12 protein-coding genes and 1 tRNA gene are annotated in these 19,927 nt (G+C 43.8%); 9 read left to right on the top strand and 4 right to left on the bottom strand.

Translation table 11 applies throughout. The features are described from left to right. The first annotated feature begins 12 nt into the window (after nucleotides 1–12). The 9 genes from thrC to NAQ_RS08940 all read left to right on the top strand — a co-directional run bounded on the left by thrC (nucleotide 13) and on the right by NAQ_RS08940 (nucleotide 17,302). Nucleotides 13–1,227: a threonine synthase gene (gene thrC, locus NAQ_RS08900; protein WP_100183184.1), complete on the top strand. Its 1,215-nt coding sequence runs from the start codon at nucleotides 13–15 to the stop codon at nucleotides 1,225–1,227. Beyond that, nucleotides 1,228–2,562, top strand: a complete 1,335-nt coding sequence (locus NAQ_RS08905) for a ThiF family adenylyltransferase (protein ID WP_100183185.1) — start codon at nucleotides 1,228–1,230, stop codon at nucleotides 2,560–2,562. It begins immediately after the preceding gene. 108 nt (nucleotides 2,563–2,670) lie between these two features. Continuing rightward, nucleotides 2,671–4,035, top strand: a complete 1,365-nt coding sequence (locus NAQ_RS08910) for a Cdc6/Cdc18 family protein (protein WP_100183186.1) — start codon at nucleotides 2,671–2,673, stop codon at nucleotides 4,033–4,035. 187 nt (nucleotides 4,036–4,222) lie between these two features. After that, complete coding sequence (locus NAQ_RS08915; protein ID WP_100183187.1) at nucleotides 4,223–9,442, top strand: hypothetical protein; 5,220 nt, start codon at nucleotides 4,223–4,225, stop codon at nucleotides 9,440–9,442. Nucleotides 9,443–9,543: 101 nt separating this feature from the next. Next, nucleotides 9,544–10,506: an envelope protein gene (locus tag NAQ_RS08920; RefSeq protein WP_100183188.1), complete on the top strand. Its 963-nt coding sequence runs from the start codon at nucleotides 9,544–9,546 to the stop codon at nucleotides 10,504–10,506. Between the two features lie 7 nt (nucleotides 10,507–10,513). Continuing rightward, the gene (locus tag NAQ_RS08925; protein ID WP_100183189.1) at nucleotides 10,514–14,716 is read left to right on the top strand and encodes a S8 family serine peptidase; all 4,203 of its coding nucleotides are present in this window, start codon (nucleotides 10,514–10,516) and stop codon (nucleotides 14,714–14,716) included. A 39-nt stretch (nucleotides 14,717–14,755) separates the two neighbouring features. Continuing rightward, a complete protein-coding gene (locus NAQ_RS08930; protein ID WP_100183190.1) occupies nucleotides 14,756–15,364 on the top strand; it encodes a Rieske 2Fe-2S domain-containing protein in 609 nt (202 codons plus the stop codon). Then, a complete protein-coding gene (locus NAQ_RS08935; protein ID WP_100183191.1) occupies nucleotides 15,345–16,802 on the top strand; it encodes a cytochrome b in 1,458 nt (485 codons plus the stop codon). Before NAQ_RS08930 ends, NAQ_RS08935 begins: the two co-directional genes overlap by 20 nt. An 83-nt stretch (nucleotides 16,803–16,885) precedes the next feature. Beyond that, nucleotides 16,886–17,302, top strand: coding sequence for a cupredoxin domain-containing protein (locus NAQ_RS08940; RefSeq protein ID WP_100183548.1), 417 nt, complete (start codon nucleotides 16,886–16,888; stop codon nucleotides 17,300–17,302). Here NAQ_RS08940 and NAQ_RS08945 read toward each other — a convergent pair. The 4 genes from NAQ_RS08945 to NAQ_RS08960 form a co-directional block, all read right to left on the bottom strand. Next, complete coding sequence (locus tag NAQ_RS08945; protein ID WP_100183192.1) at nucleotides 17,299–17,646, bottom strand: hypothetical protein; 348 nt, start codon at nucleotides 17,644–17,646, stop codon at nucleotides 17,299–17,301. The two genes, NAQ_RS08940 and NAQ_RS08945, sit on opposite strands and share 4 nt — an antisense overlap. Before the next feature lie 38 nt (nucleotides 17,647–17,684). Further along, a tRNA-Arg gene (locus tag NAQ_RS08950) sits at nucleotides 17,685–17,762 on the bottom strand. A gap of 35 nt (nucleotides 17,763–17,797) precedes the next feature. After that, a complete protein-coding gene (locus NAQ_RS08955; RefSeq protein ID WP_100183193.1) occupies nucleotides 17,798–18,634 on the bottom strand; it encodes a DNA-3-methyladenine glycosylase family protein in 837 nt (278 codons plus the stop codon). Beyond that, nucleotides 18,634–19,890 (bottom strand): MBL fold metallo-hydrolase, encoded by a 1,257-nt coding sequence (locus NAQ_RS08960; protein WP_100183194.1) that lies wholly within the window; start codon nucleotides 19,888–19,890, stop codon nucleotides 18,634–18,636. The genes NAQ_RS08955 and NAQ_RS08960 overlap by 1 nt, the downstream gene beginning before the upstream one ends. Nucleotides 19,891–19,927: the final 37 nt, after the last annotated feature.

The following is a 19,927-nucleotide window of genomic DNA, read 5'->3' on the forward strand; positions in this document are numbered from 1 at the left end:
TCGGTTTTTCTTATGACAAAAATATCGCTACAATGCAGAGAATGCAAAAAAGAATACGAATCCACATTCAAGTATATTTGCGAAGAGTGCTTTGGACCACTGGATGTCAAGTATGACTTTCCAAATATTTCAAAAAATACATTTTCTGGAAGGGAACACACCTACTGGCGATACTTTGAGCTCTTACCAATCCAAAACAAGGCAAACATTGTAAGCATTAGTGCCGGAATGACGCCTCTAATCAAAGCAGAAAAGCTAGGAGAAAAACTCGGACTCAACAACTTATACATAAAAAATGACTCTGTAAATCCGACATTTTCATTCAAGGACAGACCTGCAGGAATTGCAGTATCCAAGGCAAAGGAATTTGGCCTGTCTGCGGTTGGCTGCGCATCAACTGGAAATCTGGCATCAGCTACTGCGGCACATGCAGCAAAGGGGGGATTTCCGTGCTATGTGTTTGCGCCAAGCGATATTGAACACGCAAAAATAGCCCAGGCGCTTGCGTATGGCTCCAAATTCATTGCAGTTGACGGCACATATGATGACGCAAACAGAATTGCTGCTCAAATTGGTGACAGCAAGGGAATCGGGATTGTCAACATCAACATGAGATCATACTATGTGGAAGGATCAAAAACACTGGCATATGAGGTAGCAGAACAGCTTGATTGGAATGTTCCGGATCAGCTTATCGTTCCAGTAGGTAGCGGTGCAATGCTCAATGCCATATGCAAGGGATTTGAGGAATTGCAAAGCGTATCTTTGTTGAATAATGTATCGAACATGCACATGATTGCGGCCCAACCACATGGATGTGCGCCTGTAGTTGACGCATTCAAAAATGGTTCTGCCGAAGTAATCCCTGTAGAAAATCCTGACACTATAGCAAAAAGCCTTGCAATAGGAGATCCTGGAGATGGGCGCTATGTGCTAAAACGACTAAAGCAGTACAATGGTTATGCCGAAGAATCAAACAACAAGGAAATTCTTGATGCTATCCTGCTTTTGGCGCAAACAGAAGGCATATTCACAGAGCCTGCAGGCGGTGTGTCTGTTGCAGTGCTCAAGAAAATGATTGATGATGGAAAAATTGACAAAAATGACATTACAGTGTGCTATGTTACTGGAAACGGCCTCAAGACAACCGAATCAATCATGGAAGTGCTGGCAAAGCCGCAAGTGTTGCCAGCGGATATTGCAAAAATTGCAGCGGTGGTGAACTAGTTGCCAAACATTACATTCACAATACCATCTGTCCTAAACAAGGGTGGCGGGGAGAAAAAACTCTCGATAATAGCAGACTCTCTTTTGGATTCCTTTAACAAAGCATCTGATAACATGGGAGATGATTTCAAACGACGAGTTCTAAACGACGACGGTACGCCGCGCTCTCTGATTAACATCTATGTTAACGGAAAAAACGCCCGATTCTCAGGCGGAATGAATACTGTATTAAAAGACGGAGACGAAGTATACATCCTCCCTGCAGTGGCAGGCGGCTCTGAATTATCCAGCAAAGAAATCGACAGATATTCCAGACAGATAATGCTGGAAGAAATTGGTTATCAGGGACAGCTAAAACTGCGTTCTGCAAAAATCTGTGTAGTCGGAGTTGGCGGCCTTGGCAATCCGATTACAACCAGGCTTGTCGCAATGGGTGTTGGCAAACTTCGAATCATAGACAGGGATGTCATAGAGTTATCAAATCTGCACAGACAGACAATGTTTGACGAGTCTGACGTGGGCCAAGTCAAAGTCGAAGTTGCTGCAAAAAAACTCAAAAAACTAAACCCTGATGTGGAAATTGAATCCCTTCCAATCTCAATTAATGATTATACTGCTATAGACGCAGTTGAAGGATGCGATGTTGTAATTGATGCACTAGATAGCGTCAATGCAAGATATGCGCTAAACAAGGCGTGTGTTGAAAAAAGCATTCCGTTTGTGACTGGTGCAGCAGTGGGTGTGTCTGGACAGGCATTTACTATTATTCCTGGGAAAAGCGCGTGCTATTCATGCATGTTTCCGGCACTGGATGAGGATTCAATGCCTACATGTAGCATTGAGGGTGTGCATCCGTCGATTCTTTCCATAGTTGGAGGAATCGAGGTAGCAGAGGCAGTCAAGATAATTCTTGGCAAGAATCCAAGTCTTTCTGACAAGATACTGCACATTGATCTTGAAACCCTGGACTTTACCATGACTAGGACGTTTAGGGCAGAAGAATGCCCCGTCTGCGGCAACGGCAAAGCAGAATCTGCGCCAAAACAGGATCTGATAATTGAGGAACTCTGCGGCAGAAACAGAGGAAAGCGAACCTTTTCCATTACTCCTACACAGAAATTCGAAATAGATGTTGACAAGATCACAAATCTTGCAAAATCCCTAGAGTTTAGAATTGAGAACCAGGGCGATCTCGGGCTGTCCATGAGGACAAACGATCTGTCTGTGAACTTTATGAAAAGGGGCTCTGCGGTAATAGTCGGACCCAAGGATGAAAACGACGCTGTCCTATTGTACAGGCAGCTCCTAAGCAAAAAGGAAACAATACCCAACTAGTCCTGCTGGGGTTTCTTACGATATCTGTTTGGAGCCTTTAGTGTGTGCGTTGCAAGTGGAACTTTTATGATCAAATTTTTATATCATGTTGGTACCTTATAATAACGTATGAGTACGGTACCTAGCTCATCACATGACGCCGAGCTCACCCAGGAAAAAATCCGCGCAATCCGCAGGAAAATAGAGCGGCGCAATTCTGTCTTTTCTGACAAGAGATTTCTTGACTCGCTGTTTTTGCCCTCAAGTGTCATTGGAAGAGAAAAGCAGACGGAATCGATACTAGAGTTTGTAATGAGTGTGCGCGACGGCCTCGTAGTTCCGTTTGTATCCGTATATGGAAGAAGCGGCTCTGGCAAGTCCACTGTAGTCAAGTTTGTGTGCCAGAATCTCTCTGATCTGGCAGAGTACACGTTTGTCAATCTGCGCAAATCACGAACCGTCTTTGGATGCGCAAGCCTCATCCTGTCTGAGCTTGGAGGGGAGACGCCGCACCAGGGTGCCGGCATAAACAGAGTAATAGAAGGAATCGAGAAAAAAATCACCACCGCGCTGGATCTTTCAAAAAAGAACCTCTTTGTTCTGGTGCTTGATGAATATGATGCGATATTTTCTGATAGCCGTGGCAAGCCGTCTGATTTTGTCTACAAGCTTTTGACATTGGAAGAGGAGATGCGCGAACGCGGCCTGTTCTTGTGCGTGATTGGAATATCAAACAACGCGCTGTCGCAATACGAACTTGATGATCGCGTAAAGTCCAGAATGGGCAGCTCAGAAGTATTCTTTGAGCCGTATTCCAAGGATGACGTGCTTGGGATTATTTCGGATAGGGCCAAAAAGGCGTTTGCAGTTAAAATCGAAAAAGAGGTATTGGAATATTGCGCAACTCTGAGCTCAGACGATCACGGCGATGCACGTCGTGCACTCGACCTGCTACGGGTAGCGGGGGAGATGTGTGATGGAAAAAAGATCACAGTACAAAACATTGACTCTGCGCAGCAAAAAATAACAAAGGATCGTATATCAATTATTGTATCCAGCTCATCGTATCATTCCAGAGTTTTAATTGCCGCAATATGCTCAAATGCGCTTTCTTCTGGACACCCGTGGACTAGCACCTCTGAGATACACAAAAAATACCTCAAAACTATCTCCTCTGATAAAAAACCACTATCGTATCGCAGAATTGTGGACCTGCTGGTGGAAATTGAGAACTCTGGGCTAGTCGAGTCCCGCACCATATCTCGCGGAAGATACGGATATGGAAACGAGTACAAGCTCAGGACGTCTCCTGATCTGATCGGGCCTATTGTATCTGAGGAATGGTGGAACAGTCAGGTCGATCTCAAGGTGAGAAGGGATGCGGTGGAAGATTTGAAAAAGCAGATTGAGACAAGATCCAAAAACAATCCGTTTAGGAGCGTTTACAAAAATATGATGAAGGCAGATGCACTAATGAAAAAATATGGAAAATAGGGGAATTTTTTGCATATAATACAAACGGGCTGGTAACTGCCTGGCAAAAACTGCAAAATTTACATAATGCGATCAAATTAATGGATCGGGCTTTACTCGTGCGTGAAATTCTTACAAAAAACCCGTCAATTGTGGACAAATTGTCCATTAGTCTTATATACTAAATTTTGAACGGAAAGTCAATAACATGAACAACGAGATAGGACGTAAATTAACTAGTCTTACATTAATGACAATTATGCTAGCCGCTGGCTTCTCTGCATTTGCTCCAAGCACAATGCCAGAAGCAGCAGCAGCAAATGCTAACTTGTTTGTATCAGCTGAAAACTCTCAATTCCAAAACTACTTTGCAGGACCAATGGTCATCGAAGTAGTCGTAATTGATAGTGATATCAAAGATACTGACAAAGGCAAAGGTGAACCTGATGTTACCGTTAACGGTAACAAACTGAGAATGGCACAGGCAACTGATGGTAACTGGTATGGTTACTTCGCAGACCGTGCGCAAGCACAGAAAGCAGACGCAACACAGACAGCTCCAGGTACAAACGGTGCAACCACCGGATTAGACTTTGGTGCCTTCTGTAGTGCAGCAAGTGCTGGCGCTTCAATCGGTCCATCATTTACTCAAACAGTAGGTGTTGCCCTTGCACGTGCTCCAGCAGGAGCTACACAAGGTGAGGCCACACTAGGAACCTGTACTGGAACAGTACACAGCAATGCATTAGAAAATAATGTAGTTAGAGAGAACAAAACCCTTAACCGCGCTGGCACGACAGGTGTCACCGTCGGTCAAATCGGTGTACTTCAATCTAATTTCTGGCCATTCATCCAATTATACAACTTTAACCCAACAGGTAATGTTGTAGTACAGTACAACAAAGGTGGCGGTGTTCAAAGCACCACATTAAAGTTTGATACTGTAGACCAATTTGCAAAATTGGACTTGGATAGATCATCTTACCCAAGAGGAGCTCAAGTTCAGGCAACAATCACCGATCTACAGCTAAACATAGATCCAACAGATGAAGATTCTTGGACATTCCAAACATTAGGTACAAATGCAAGTACATACTACTCTGTCTTCACAGAAGATGGTGCATTTGACAACTCTACAGCACGTATCTCACTAGCATTAACCGGTAACTTGACCGGATTGATGTTTGAAGATAACGGCGTATTGTTACTTAACAAGAATGCCCAAAGTGCGTCAAACAACATCTTACTCATACAAGATAATGCTGATTCAATATTATCTGGTGATGACGGCGTTGTCCAGACCACAGTTCAAACTCTAAACTCAGCAAGCCAACCAGTCACAATTACCGAAACTGCACCAAACACTGGTGTGTTCGGTACTTATGATGAAAATGATGTCTCTGTATTGGAGATCACATCAGGCGCTGATAGAGGCAAATCCGCAACAATCAACTATAACGCAGCAGCAAAAAGCATCGTTGTAGGATTTGGATTTGCATCTGTTGATATTGCAGCAGTGGATGCAGAATGGAACTCTGGCCAAGAAATCCCAGTTCGAATTACTGACTCTGATGCTAACAAAAACAGCAGAGCAGACGAGGACTTGGACTTTAACAACGCAGATGTTTCAATCATTCCAGCACTGAGAATTGGTACTCCATTTACACTAGGTGTAAAGGGTACAGAAAGCTCAACAACTGCAGTTTCTGTCATTCTGAATAACTTTACAGAAAGTCAAGCCAACGTGGAAAACCGACCTCCAACGGACGGTGCATCCGTGTTCAAATTTACCGCAAGTAATACTGCAGCAGTAGCTGGTGGTATTATGGAAGGTAACATGACAGTACAGAAATTCAGTGATCGTGCTTTGCTAACACAAAACAGAACCAACTCAGCAACAGCTATCTTAATTGATACAAAAGCAACAGCCCAAGATCTAAAGAAATCCATCTTTGATCCAAGACAAAGTTCAACACCAAAGTTCTTTGGTTTCAACTTGCTAAACTTGGATGTTAGAGGAATTAGCTCTGGAGTTATTACTAACTCTAGCGTATACTTGGTAAACAGTACTAGTACAATCATTACAAGACAATCGGGAGCAACCGGAGCTGAATTAGAAATAAACGGCACCGGACACTTTACTGCAAAGTTAATCCCAATTGCTCATAATGTTAAACCACAGTCATTGAGTTTACTCAATGCAACTTTGGGTACTGCACAAAATGCACAGGTATACAGCAACATCTTTGGTGGCGCAGCAAACGGCGCAACCGGCGCAGTCAGCAGAGGAATCAGCGGCGGCGCAACAGATGCAACTACTAATATTGGATTCTTGGTCAACTTTACCAGAGTTGCTAACGTCACTTCAACCGCTCCAATCGCAGTCGACTTGTTCTCATTTGGCTACAAAAACGATGGTATCGTCAAAGCCGACAGAGTAAACAACATGATTGTTAGAATTGAAGCAGAAGAGACAGGCGATAACACAAGCGTATTCGAAGGTTCACTAGAATTTGTAGTACTAAACCAACTCAACATCCTTGACCGCACAACATACACTGGACTCACCACAATTGCTGATGATCCATCGTTTATTGTGCACCAAGATCTAGATGACGAGGAAGCTCCAAGAGTCAACTATAATGACTTGGCAGGAGATGGTACAGTTACTCAAGTTTCAGACCAAGAAGATGCTCCAACACACTCTGGTGTTGTATCATTTAACCAGCCTACATACAAGAAAGCAGATACAGTTGTAGTAACATTGGAAGACCAAGATCTCAACACTGATGTCGATCTAATCGATATCTATACCACTGTTAACAGCACAAACCTTGGAACACAGGATACTGCTGTAGATGCAGTGGGAGCAACCGGTCTACCAACACTAACCAATGGTGACGCCCTAGGTCGATTACTAGATGTTACCTTTGATGATGCTCGCTGGAAGGATACCAACAACGCATGCGCAACTTCTCTAAGAAGTGAAGGCATTGATGTTGGTCTATTCACATCCGGATTCACACTAATTGAAACCGGTCCAGCAACAGGCATCTTCACAGGCGACTTCATAGTTCCAGGCAAAGTGTGTAACATCTCGACTGGTGTACAAACCAGCCCAGTGAACGCACAAGGCCTTGACATGGAAGTAAACTATGTCGACTTTAGAGACGCATCAGGACAAATTGTTGAAGTCGGAGATGGCGCAGGTATTAGAGCAAACACTGGTTCAGTCAGCCTTGACAGAACTGTTTATCCAGTACCATTCGGCAGCTTCGATGACTTCTCTACACCAACTGACAATACCGCTCCAAGCGGAAGATCAATCTTCCCAATCCACTTAACTGGAATTGGAACAAACGGCATTGACGCATCAGAAACACTAGGTGACGGAGCACTGACCATTCACGTACAAGTGAACGATCCAGACTTTGACACCTCAGCATCTGGTGAAGACATCATTGCCGAAAACGTTACCGGTACTAACAAAGGACCAGTCAAGGTTACTGTCTCTAGAGGACAGAACCATGTGATCCTAGGTTATGCAGGTGGTTCTATTGTGAAGAATGGTGTAATGGATGTCGGCGCAGACAACACTGGCAACGGTGTATCATCAGTCAGACAACTAGGTCCAATCACAGAGACATCGCCTTCAAGCGGTATCTTTGAGTTTGACTTGGATGTGCTATACACTGATGGTCCAGCATCAACAACATGTCCAGCAACTGCAACAAGCGGATTTGACTCATTATTAACACCTGGCAGCAAAGGCACTGTTACAACAAGATTTGACACTGCTGCTTCATCTGGCAACTACTGTATCCTACAAGGTGATATCATCACAGTAGAATACACAGACCCAGCTGATGCATCTGGTGATCAGAATACAGTAACAGACTCAGCAACATTTGACCTAAGAAACGGTGCATTACAATCTGACAAATCAGTCTATATCATAGGCTCAGACATGATCCTGACTCTAATCGAGCCAGATCTTGACCTTGATAATGACTTGGCAGAAACCTATGATCTGGATCTCATTGAATGGGATTCAGATGCAGCTACCACCACCATGGGTGATAAAGGTGGCTCTACAAACCAAGCCGCATTCGATCCAGAACCATCTGACCTAAGAGAAACTGGTGACAGCACTGGTATATTCCAGGTAGTTGTCGAAATTCCAGAGACTCTAAGCAACGATAAACTGGAAAGAGGCGAGGAAATTGTACTAGAATACACCGACTGGGGTCCATCTGGTGCTGATTATGTTGGTCAAGAAGATGAAGACATCAACTTGACAGTATTCACATCAAACTTTGGTGCAACAGTTGAACTAGACCAAAAGGTCTACACATGGACTGACAAGGTATACATTACCGTAGTCGCCCCTGATCAAAACTTCGATAGCAACCTAATCGATGAAATCGGTGAACAAAACTCCGACCCATTGAAGGTAGCTACAAGAGGTAACGCACTTAACAAGTACAAGCTTGTTGAGACAGGCACTGACACTGGCATCTTCACTGGTGAAGTAATCCTCACAGGATTCAACCACGATGCTAACGGTGCTCAACAATCAGGCGGTACACCAACTGCAACAACTTCAGGATCCGGTCCAACGAGCGGATTCCTAAGTGCTGATGACGATGATGGTCTAACAGTATCCTATGAATTCTCAGAGGATGAAACTGTTGTAGGATCAGCATTGATCAGATGGAACATTGGTGAAGTCGCATGGTTAGAAGCTAGCTACCCAGCTAGTGGAACCGGTGTAGTAAGAGTCATTGATCCTGATATGAACTTAAACCCAGAAGCAGTAGACAACTTTAACGCAAACGTCTGGTCTGATTCAGACGCAGGCGGTATTGACTTGACTGTAACTGAGACTAATGAGGCAACTGGAATCTTCGAAGGTACTGTGTTCTTCACAACTACCGACGATTCATCCGGTCACAGACTCAGAGTCGCAGAAGGTGACACTGTCACAGCAGAATACCAAGACAATACACTACCAGATCCATACACAACTGCAGATGAACTCGACATTACTGGCACGGCATTCATCGGTACTGTAGTACCACCTCTTGAGAGAGCACCAGCTTCTAACGCAAGAGTTGTTGACGCCTTCGGCAATACCTTAGATGAGGTATCCGTAGACCAACAGGTACAAATCACAGCCGATTTGACAAACGGCCAGGACAGAGAGCAACCATTTGCATACTTGGTACAGATCCAGGATGAAAACGGCGTTACAGTCTCACTAGCATGGATTACAGGTTCACTATCTGCAGGTCAATCATTCAGCCCAGCATTGTCTTGGATTGCAACAGCACCTGGAACATACACTGCAACAGTGTTTGTCTGGGAGAGTGTTGACAACCCAACAGCGTTGAGCCCACCAGTATCTGTAGACATAACTGTCAGCTAAGACGAAAATAATACTATCCCTTTTTTCTTTTTTTTACTAGAACAAAACCTAGCGGATGCTATCACAAGTAATATCTATCAGATATCTTTCATATTGAGCAGATGAAATTATTGCTGGTATTTTGTATTGTGTTTTCTTTTGGTGTTTCACAAGTATTTGCTGCACAACTGGATTTTTTTACCGACAGCCAAATCTATTCTCCGGGAAAGCCGCTTTTTGTGTATGGCAAAGCCCTCCAACAAGAAGACATTGTCCTTCGATTCACTGATCCAGCTGAGAATGTCATAACGTTTACCCAGATTACTACTGATGATGACGGTCAATTCCAGACAGAACTGTTTGTCTGGCCAGAGGCGTCAACCACACTCCCATACGGAACATACACCATAGAAGCAATCAGCACTCAGCAAGGTGGTCTTTCCAAAATAATAGAAATCAAGTTCTCCCCAACAACAGAAATAGAAAAAATACCCGTCTCTCGAGATATAACCACACTTGTCTTTACTCCAGAGACTGCTGCAATAGGCCAACCTTTCCGAATATTCGCTCAGGTAACAAGTGATGGCTTGTTGGTTGGAGGAGATCCAGACAAGCTGCTTGGCACAACACACGTTCATTTGCCAGATGGACAGGCAGTTAATCTGTCTACATCATTTCAAACTCTACATCCTGGATTGTATTATGCTGAATTTACCCCAACACAGGAAGGAACACACGTATTTCACGTGGTGGCCTTCTCACAGGGGACAATATCACACGGTTCTGCAGCTACGGTAGTCCTAAAGCAAGACTTGGGAGGAATATCAACGCAAATCATCGAGCTAAACTCTGTACTAAAGGATACGTCATCAGAGCTGGACAATCTAAAATCGGAAATAGAAGGGTTTGGCTCTTCGCTTGATTCTGCCAGCAAAAACATCGATGAGAGTGTCACTTCTATATCAAACTCTGTTAAAAACATGGAAAATGCATCGCAACAGCTAAACTCTTTGTTGTTTCCTATAGTTGCATCAATTGCAATAATTGTGGCACTGCAAATTGTCATTCTTGCAAGAAGAAGATAACTGTACTATGTTTTTTGGCACAAAAATCCTCTCAGTGACTCTCTGTGTTTTGTTACTGTCTTCGGTTTTTTCAAGTTCTTTCGCATATGATAAATTTGACAATCCACCTGAGCCAAAATTAAATGCAAATTCGTTTACTGATCTGGTCGTTGTACCGCAAGAAACATTGCAAAACCACAAGTTGCAGCGCTATCTGGTATTTGGGCACGGATCACTTGATGACATTGACACAATTTCCAGTGTTAGCACTGGCAATGGGTTTTTTTCAATTGCCATACTTTCTGAGCAATCGATTCCTATTTTGAGTGCAAAAGGATATCACATTATCCGGGATTTTCCGCTGGAATTTCATAATAGGGGCATGTTTTCTGAAATGGACCAGATCCGAGAATCCAGCGGGGCAGAGCTTGCGCAAATAAAATACAATTACACTGGAAATGGAATCAAAATCGCCATAGTTGACACTGGTGTAGACTTTTCAAATCCCGATCTCAAGGATTCTCTGGCAAGGGACCAGAACAATTATCCAATAATGCTTGATGCCGACGGGCAGGGACTAGTACTTACAAATGCTACTTTTATTGCAAACATTGACAAGTATGGCGTTCTACAAAACACCACAAAACCAATAATTGAGAAAATAAACAAATCCCTTGACAAAAACGCAACATCTACAGTATACCTGACAAAAAACGGCGCCTTTTTGAACCTAAAGCAAAAGGGCAAGGGAACCCCCATATCGATATACAATTCGTTTTTTCCGGCAAGCGGCCCGGCGCCAAAATTCAACGGCACCATATTAGATGATTACAAAATAGGCAAAAGCAAGCACGATTTTATCAAATCTGCAAGCGGCGTTTACCATTTTGGAATGATGTATCAAGGGGCAATGCAGGGCCCATTTACAAGCGTTCAGGCCGTGCCTGTATTGGTAGTGGACTCTCAAATTCCTGGCAAATATGATACTATTATACCAGACCTTAGCACATCATGGCAAGACTATACCAAGTTTGATCTAAAAAAGGGACAAAAGCCTACTTATGACTTTGACTTTACAGATGAAACACCGATCCGACTTGGTTCCGGTAATGAATTTTTGGTGTATGATTCCAACAAGGACGGCAAGCTGGATTTCAGTGCGGGTACTGTGGGTGCGCAAATAGTCGACATCTATGGTGTAATGTCGCAAAACAAGTCCTTCGTAGATAAGTTCCTCAAGGCGACAAATGGAACGCTACTGCCGCCACTGGATCCAAATGGTAATTTTTTTGGCGTAATGACTGACTTTGTCGGCCATGGAACAGGAGCTGCAGCATCAATCGTATCAAAGGGAAAAGAACAATACGATATTTACAACAACACAAAAAAATACAAGCTAACAGGTGTTGCTCCAAATGCAAAAATCATACCAGTAAAGGCACTCTGGTTTGGCGACACTGTATATGGATGGCTGTGGGTCTCTGGATTTGATAGTACAAACAACACGTGGAAGTTCTCTGGCAAGCCACGAGCCGATATAATCTCGAACAGTTGGGGCATTTCCAATTTTCCATCGCTAAAGACAACGCCAGGAATCGATGTCTTATCTCTGATAGTAAATGTTTTGTCTACACCGCAGTCAATTGATCCGAAATATCCCGGCGTGACAATAATTTCTAGTGCAGGAAATGCAGGACCTGGCTATGGCACCATGGGATTGCCAAATGCCGCACCGTTTGGAATCACAGTTGGGGCTACTACAAACAATGTCTATGTTGGGTATGGCGCATTCAAGGGCCAGCCAAGATTTGGCAACACCACATATCATGCAAACCACATGGTTGACTTTTCAAGCAGGGGCCCAAGCATAATTGGTGATCCGAAACCCGATTTGCTAAACACTGGGGCATACGGATTTGTGCCAAGCAACGTACTCAAGGCAAAAAAGGACTCTAAGGCGGAATCGTTTTCCATGTTTGGAGGAACTAGCATGGCAGCACCTCTAGTTGCAGGCTCTGCGGCAATCCTAATGGAAGGCCTGCAAGAAAAAAACCAAGACTATGATCCGTTTATGATAAAAAACATTCTAATGTCTACTGCCACTGACATACACAACGATCCGTTCACGCAGGGCTCTGGCTTTGTAAACTCGTATCGAGCAGCTCAGCTCATCAATGGAGAAAATGGAATATTTGCAGTGTATAACAATTCGACATATTACACCATAAAACAAGTCCTAGAACCTCCAATGTTACGGCTAAACCAGACCCTTCCTGGATTTGATTTGTTCAAATTATCTGAAAAGGCACACCCGCAGACAAGCTGGTTTGGAGGAAGACTGGGGCCGGGTGACAAAAGCACAACCACATTCACAATAGAAAACCCAGGCAACCAGACCATAACAATACAGGTAATTCCTCAAAAGCTAGCACTGATTGAAAAATCCGAGATAAACTCTACCACAAAAATCCGACTCAAAGACATACTGTATAACAAAACAGGCGTGTTCAGGCCAGATTATATCAAGCTAAAAGATGTCTCAGAGCAGAAATCACTGTCATCGTATTATGAGAATCGAACCGTAATACCAAAAGATGCAGAACTAATGGTGATGAATCTGAACTTTGCATTCTCTGACTTTATGAACAAGACAGAAAAGCTCTACGCATCGGACATGAAGATTGCCTCACTATATCTCTATGACTGGAATGACAAAAACAAGGACGATCTGGCCTCAAGCAGCGAGCTGTCTCTAGTGAATAGGGGAGGTTCGTGGGGAACAGTCCAAGAGCTGCGCGTATCTGATCCAAGCACTAAATTCGAAAATGTGCCACTGGTCGGCGTGTATCCTGTGCCCACAAGATACTCGTACTGGCTAGGTGAGATCAAGAAAAATTCCACAGAGATGAACTATGAATTATCTGCCAGCTATTACAAAAAGCAAGACTGGAGCGATATCTGGATTGACAATGGAATAATACAGGTACCGCCGCACGGCACAGCCCAAGTCTCTGCAACAATTACTATTCCAGAGAATGCCAAGCCTGGACTGTATCAGGGATTTCTAAGATTCATTGGCAATAATCACACAGTGAATGCGCCGGTGTCGTTTGCGATAACATCACAAATACAAAAGGAAAAGCTGACGGTGATCTCTGGCCAAAAAAACCCAGACATATTGTATGGAAACGGCTACGTCAAGGGGGCATTTGACATGACAAACAGGTACAATGCAGGAGACTGGCGCCAATATTATTTTGACATATCGGATTCTACAATCAACACCGCATCAATTGACATATCTTGGCAAGACGGCGACACAAATTTTTCTGCATTTGTAATTGATCCGCAAGGCCGAATCATACAAAGCAATGTTCCTGCCGGCGTGTTTGGGCAATTACTTGACTGGCCGACATCTGACTGGCTTGGCACCACTCCATTTAGTGAGGGCGGAGGATTTTATCCAGTCAAAAACAAAGACGCAACATCCACGTTATTGTATGCGCCAATAAACCAGACAGGAACATACACCTTATTACTGCATTCCACTTTGTTTGGAGGAAAATCTACTACAGAGCCGTTTACGGTAATTGGCAAATTTTCTTCCATATCTGCAGATGACTCACCACCAGTAATTGATTTCCCAGTTGATCAGTACACCAATGTAATTCCAATTCCAACAATAACTGATGATGGCGAGGTTTCAGTCAAGTATCACCTTGATGGTATGGAAACCAATACAATATCTGACATATCAGAAGGCCCACACACCGTCAAAATAGAGGCAACCGATGATGCCGGCAACACGTCAGTACAATTCTATTCGTTTGTTGTGGACAGGACTGCACCACAGATACTGGTCTCAAATCAGGAGAGAATATCTGATGTGATGAGTGTTGATTTTGCTGTAGAGGATGCAAATCCGGATATCATTTCAGTATTGTTGCCAGATGGCACCATAATAGAAAATCAGACCTCAATTGACTTTGATGCTAGCAATCTGGATGATGACAAATATGACATTATAATTCAGAGTATGGACAGGGCTGGCAACAAGGCAGAAAAAACCATCACATTTGAAAAATCTAATGTCATAACTCCGGCTCTAGCCAAAAACGATACAAAACTTGATTTCAATCTTGTCTTGCTGATTATATCTGGAATGATTGCGATCGGAATTTCCATCTTTATAGTTTTGACAACCAAGTCGCAAAAATCATCAAAACGATGAAACAAGGTTTATAAGAAAAGTTTCGAAAAGCAGCTTTGAATGTCGCAAGGGGATAGTATCAAGCCATCTACGCTATCGCGACGAGATTTTCTCAAGCTAATGGGTGCCGCAGGAACAGCACTTACCTTTGCACCGTTTGTCCCATGGGGCAAATTCATGCCAAACCCGGACAGCGCAAAACTCGAAAAAGTGCCGGTAATTCTGCCGGACGGCGGCCAAGCAAACGTTAACACTTTTCCAACCAATCACGCCGAAGTCATCACATATCCAAAGACAGGAGACCGTGTATTGGATGAGGAGGCATTTAGAAAATGGCAGTTTATTCGATTGCCCGAAGAGCTGGGCGGTAGCAAAAACGATGCCAGCTCGTTTAGGGCTTATAGCATGGTGTGCTTGCATTTGTGGTGCCTTTGGAAGTATTGGCCGCAAGAAGGCAGAAAAAGAGGAGAATGCCCATGCCATGGAAGCATGTACAACCCAATCACTGGAACTGCGTTTGCAGGACCTGCAGCCTTGCAGGCGGCACCGTCTAACACTTTGGCAAAGCTGGACTTGGAAGCAGACACAAAAGGTGATCTGTGGATAATGCCCGCCAAATTTTCACCAGACAAAAATGGAGTAGTAGGATATGGCCGTTTCGTTGAGTAGGCGCACAGGCACTGTTGCCTTTTTGTACTGGATCTGGGATGGACTAGAAAGAACCGTCTTTACTGGAGTAAAATTCTCATTCCCATCTAGATTTGTCAGTCCATTTGGATTTTTAGGAATGCTGACATTTATCGTGTTTGTAATACTTGGTATTTCTGGCGCACTGCTAATGTTCTATTACATGCCTGTGCTGGATAGAGCATGGGACAGTGTGGAGAAAATCAACAATGTCGTGCCGTTTGGATTCCACATTAGGAACATTCACTATCACGGCTCTAACGCAATGGTTCTTTTAGCAATTCTGCACATGTACTATCAGTATTTTAGTGGAAGATACAAAATTAGAAACGAGATCCTCTGGGTAACTGGTGTCATACTGGGAACAGTAACCATACTTGAGGCATTCACTGGATACGACATCATATTTAGTGAAAGAGCGGAACTTGCAATCAGTATTGCAGCGTCGCTTACCAACTCTATACCGATAATTGGGTCCACTGTGCGTGACGCCATGTTTGGCAATGGATTTTCGGACTTTGTGCTTAGGTTCTATGCGCAACATGTGTTTATCCTGCCGCTTGTGATGCTTGGACTAATGGCAGTTCATTTCCCAAGATTCTTGGTCTTTGATGTGCCAATGGTCATGGCAATCTCTGGCGCTATTCTGATCACGGGAGGTGTGTTCCCAATTGACATGGGATTCAAGTTCGAGCCTACGGTACCGCCTGGAATTACTGTTCCAGAATGGTACCTGACAGGACTGTATGCATTTTTGAGGACGCAATACGACAAGTTCGTAACTGGCGTGCTTTGGCCGGGCCTGTTCATAGGCGCATTATTGCTGGTGCCATTCCTGGATAGGTACAAGAAATTCTCTTGGAAGGACAGGCCAATGGTTACTGCCTTTGGAATCACTGGAATTGCGCAAATCATGGTCACTACATACTGGGGGTTCTACATTCCTGCTGATACCACAGTGCCACTAGTCCAAAGACTGGTAATTGACCCAATATTCTTCTATCTGGTTATGATTTTACTAGTGCCGCTAGGGTTTGGCTTTAGCTACATGATGATAAAGATGGCACAGGAAGCAGAGCGCAAGGCAAAACTCAACAAGGACAAGGGGCCAAAAAAAGTAGCCGAGATCAACTTGTCCCAGAAATGGATCAACTGGGTCATAATCGGGTTGCTGGTGTTCCAAGTCTATCTCAACATAGCTGCATATAATGCGGCAATCACCGGCCTCAACAATTTATCGCTGTTCTTTACGGGCCTAATACTGATTGTATTTGCAGGAATGTTCCATGTGTACAGGTATGGCATGTCTGAGGCAAAGAGGCCCCCACCACCGCCGCCAGTACAAGAGCCGCAGCTAGAACAAGCACCAATCCCGGAAACAAAGGAACTTCCAAAAGAAAAATCGGAAGGCCAGCACTAAACTTATAAGACTTTTAGCGACCAGCAGAGTCGTTGAGCAGCAAACCAACATCTAGCCATGCATATGGAATTGGCATTATAGCAATGATCGTTGGGGTTTCAATTGGAATCGGTTACTATCAAATGTATTATCTGCCGGAATCACTGGCAAAACCAAAGGTATCTGAAGAAATTCTAAATCCTCCAGACAAAATCGAGGTCAAAATGATCAAAGGCTCTGACAGTCCTGAGCAAAAGGACAACTTTGTTCCAAAACTAATCAACGTACAGCTAGGCGTAGACAACCGCGTAATTTGGATAAACGACGATGGAACTCCTCATACTGTTACTCCTGACAAGGCAACCGAAGACTCGTACAGCGGGGAATTTGGCTCACCGGGAGTAGTCAAGGCTGGCGAACATTACGAGTTCCTCTTTACAGAAGCTGCCGAAATTGACTATCACTGCTCTCCTCACCCATGGATGAAGGGCAAAGTAGTGGTAACAAAGCAGAGATTCTAGGAAAAACTGGCAAAAACAACATCACTTTCAATTTCCTTGTGTTGCTCTATTATTGATGCGCGAAACTTGACTTCGTGCTTTTGTGCAGGCTCAAAGGTAATCTGAGCAGTAAAGTCCGCCTTGTTGTTTGGCATGGATTCCCGGCTGATGAAAAGCCTCGAGCTGCGCTGGGATATTTTTTTGCCATTATGTGACGTAAATAACATCAGCTCATTAGATCCAAGAATCTGGGTGTTAAGGACAATGCTGTCGTATTTGCCGGAATAATTCACTAGAATAGTACCTATGATGTCTGAATTTGGCTTGATGTTTTTGTCTTGTAGGATTATCTCGATGTCTTTCATTGTATGCCGCATGGTTTGATGTTAAATAATTTTTTAGGTGGCGGGCCAGAAGGGCTTCGATCCCTTGACCACTGGATTAGAAGTCCAGCACTCTATCCATGCTGAGCTACCGGCCCAAACACCTCAAAAGGAGCTGGCATTTTAAGGGTTTTTACAACCATTTTTTCTGATTTGACTCTCTGATCAGCTTGAAGAGAAATTGCTGGCAGTACCCTGCATATGGCCCAAAATACTGTGTGATTTGCTGGTGTAGAATTTGGTATTTGTTTTGTGTCAGTGTTTTTCCCTCAAAGGAAAATCTGTCTGGATAGTATTCCTGCAGGCTGCGAATTATCCAGCGGTCCAGCGGAAATGATTCCAGCTTTTCCAGTGAAAAAAGCAAAATACAGTCAGCTACTTTGTGCCCAATGCCAAACACCTGCAGTAGGGATTCTTTTGCGGCGTGATAGTCTACCTTTTTTAGATGATCAAAGTCAATTTGGCCATTGCTAACTAGGCTTGACGCCTCTTTCACAAATGGCGCTCTGTATCCCAGGCCGCAGGATAGCAACTCTTGCTTTGTTGCATGTGCCAGTGTCTTTGGTTCTGGGAATGTGTGAAATTCTTTATTGTCGAATTTGATTTTTTTGCCAAACTTTATTGTAATGTTTTGCAAAGTTCGCCTGATGTTTTGTATGCTAGAATTAGATGATACAATAAATGAGATATAGCACTGGAACGGGTCCTGCCTCATTAGCCGGAGGCCTGCAAATTCTTTTGCTGCCTTTTTTATTATTTTGTCTTGGGATATTGATTTTATGATTTTCTCAAAATTGTCTTTTTCTCTGAATAAATCGTAATCTTGTTTTTGATATGATGATGCTATGCCTGGATTGCTCTCGTCTACCGATAAAACATCAGGGCCGTTTATTCCGTACCACTTGGTCCCAAATTTTTCCCACAAAAACACTTGGCCGCTATTGATGGTATGATCTAGGTTGATTTGCATTATATCGATATGACATCGCCCATTTTCGGGGCATGTGCATCAAAGCCAAAGCGCTCGTTGATTTCCTGTGCAAACTTTGTGCATGCGTTTCCATCCCCGTGGACAGTCAGGACCTTGGGGTTTCCCTTGATCTTCTTGATTAGATCAAAGAGTGCGTTTCTATCAGAGTGGCCTGAAAACTCGAATTGCCTTACCTGCGCTTCTGCCTTTCGCTCTCTACCATGAACTGAAATCTTGCCTGAATCTAGCAGCCTTCTGCCTGGCGTGCCCTCACCTTGGTATGATACCAGCGCAATTCCATTTTTCTTATCTAATGCGAGTTCTTGCAGATAAAAGACGGCGTTTCCGCCAACTAGCATTCCTGCAGGAGATATCACAACACATGGCTCTGCAAGCTCGCGCTTTCGCTCTGAATGGGTCCTCACCCAGACTGTGTTTTCTATTGCATCTACAAAGACCTCATAGTCTCGGAGATATTCTGGATATCGCAATAATACTTCGTTGACACTTAATGCCATTCCGTCCATGATTATTTTGTGCTTGAACTTGGCATTTTTTAGAATGCAGGCAATTTCCTGGGAGCGCTCTACGGAAAATGCTGGAACAAACAGGGTTCCCTTTTGGTCTAAAATTTCATTTGCAAACTCGATGAACTTTTCCTCGGATTCCTTTCTTGGCATCTGTTCTGTCTGAGAATAGGTGCTCTCTGTGATTAGCATGTCAATTTCGCCGATATCTAGGTCTGCTTCGCGCAACATTCTAGAGCCGTTTACGTTGATGTCTCCAGTGTAGAAGAGTTTCTTTCCTTCGGATTCGACTAGGACTGTTCCGCCGCCCACGACATGGCCGGAATCTCGAAGCTCAAATGATGACTTGCCGTGGGTGATTTTTTCGCCAAAGCCAATTCGCTTTGCATGGGAATACATCTTGTGGACTTCGGGCAAGCCAAAGGGATGGGCTTCCTTTTCCAGTCGTAGCATGTCTTCGATTAGGATTCTGCTGAGATCAAATGTTGGCGGAGTCGCATACACGGGACAGGTACCGCTGACATACATCAGTGGCACATAGCCGGAATGGTCCAAGTGTGCATGTGTTACTATGATGGAGTCGACCTCCTTTGGCATTACGTGCATTGGGGCCTGAAGATTCTTTCCTAAATTTACTCCATAGTCCAATAGGTAATTGGCGCCTTCGCAATTTACCAAAAAGCCGGACCTTCCTACCTCTAGGCCTGCCCCCAAAACTTTTACTTTCAAGAGATTGGGATGGTTTTTGGTCTACGTTAAAAGGTTG

The organism is Candidatus Nitrosotenuis aquarius, from assembly GCF_002787055.1.
GTDB classification, from domain to species: Archaea; Thermoproteota; Nitrososphaeria; order Nitrososphaerales; family Nitrosopumilaceae; genus Nitrosotenuis; species Nitrosotenuis aquarius.

Coding starts and splice junctions, on each gene's coding strand:
- thrC (WP_100183184.1), top strand. CDS start 13: ATGACAAAAATATCGCTACAATGCAGAGAATGCAAAAAAGAATACGAA.
- NAQ_RS08910 (WP_100183186.1), top strand. CDS start 2,671: ATGAGTACGGTACCTAGCTCATCACATGACGCCGAGCTCACCCAGGAA.
- NAQ_RS08915 (WP_100183187.1), top strand. CDS start 4,223: ATGAACAACGAGATAGGACGTAAATTAACTAGTCTTACATTAATGACA.
- NAQ_RS08920 (WP_100183188.1), top strand. CDS start 9,544: ATGAAATTATTGCTGGTATTTTGTATTGTGTTTTCTTTTGGTGTTTCA.
- NAQ_RS08925 (WP_100183189.1), top strand. CDS start 10,514: ATGTTTTTTGGCACAAAAATCCTCTCAGTGACTCTCTGTGTTTTGTTA.
- NAQ_RS08930 (WP_100183190.1), top strand. CDS start 14,756: ATGTCGCAAGGGGATAGTATCAAGCCATCTACGCTATCGCGACGAGAT.
- NAQ_RS08935 (WP_100183191.1), top strand. CDS start 15,345: ATGGCCGTTTCGTTGAGTAGGCGCACAGGCACTGTTGCCTTTTTGTAC.
- NAQ_RS08940 (WP_100183548.1), top strand. CDS start 16,886: ATGATCGTTGGGGTTTCAATTGGAATCGGTTACTATCAAATGTATTAT.
- NAQ_RS08945 (WP_100183192.1), bottom strand. CDS start 17,646: ATGAAAGACATCGAGATAATCCTACAAGACAAAAACATCAAGCCAAAT.
- NAQ_RS08955 (WP_100183193.1), bottom strand. CDS start 18,634: ATGCAAATCAACCTAGATCATACCATCAATAGCGGCCAAGTGTTTTTG.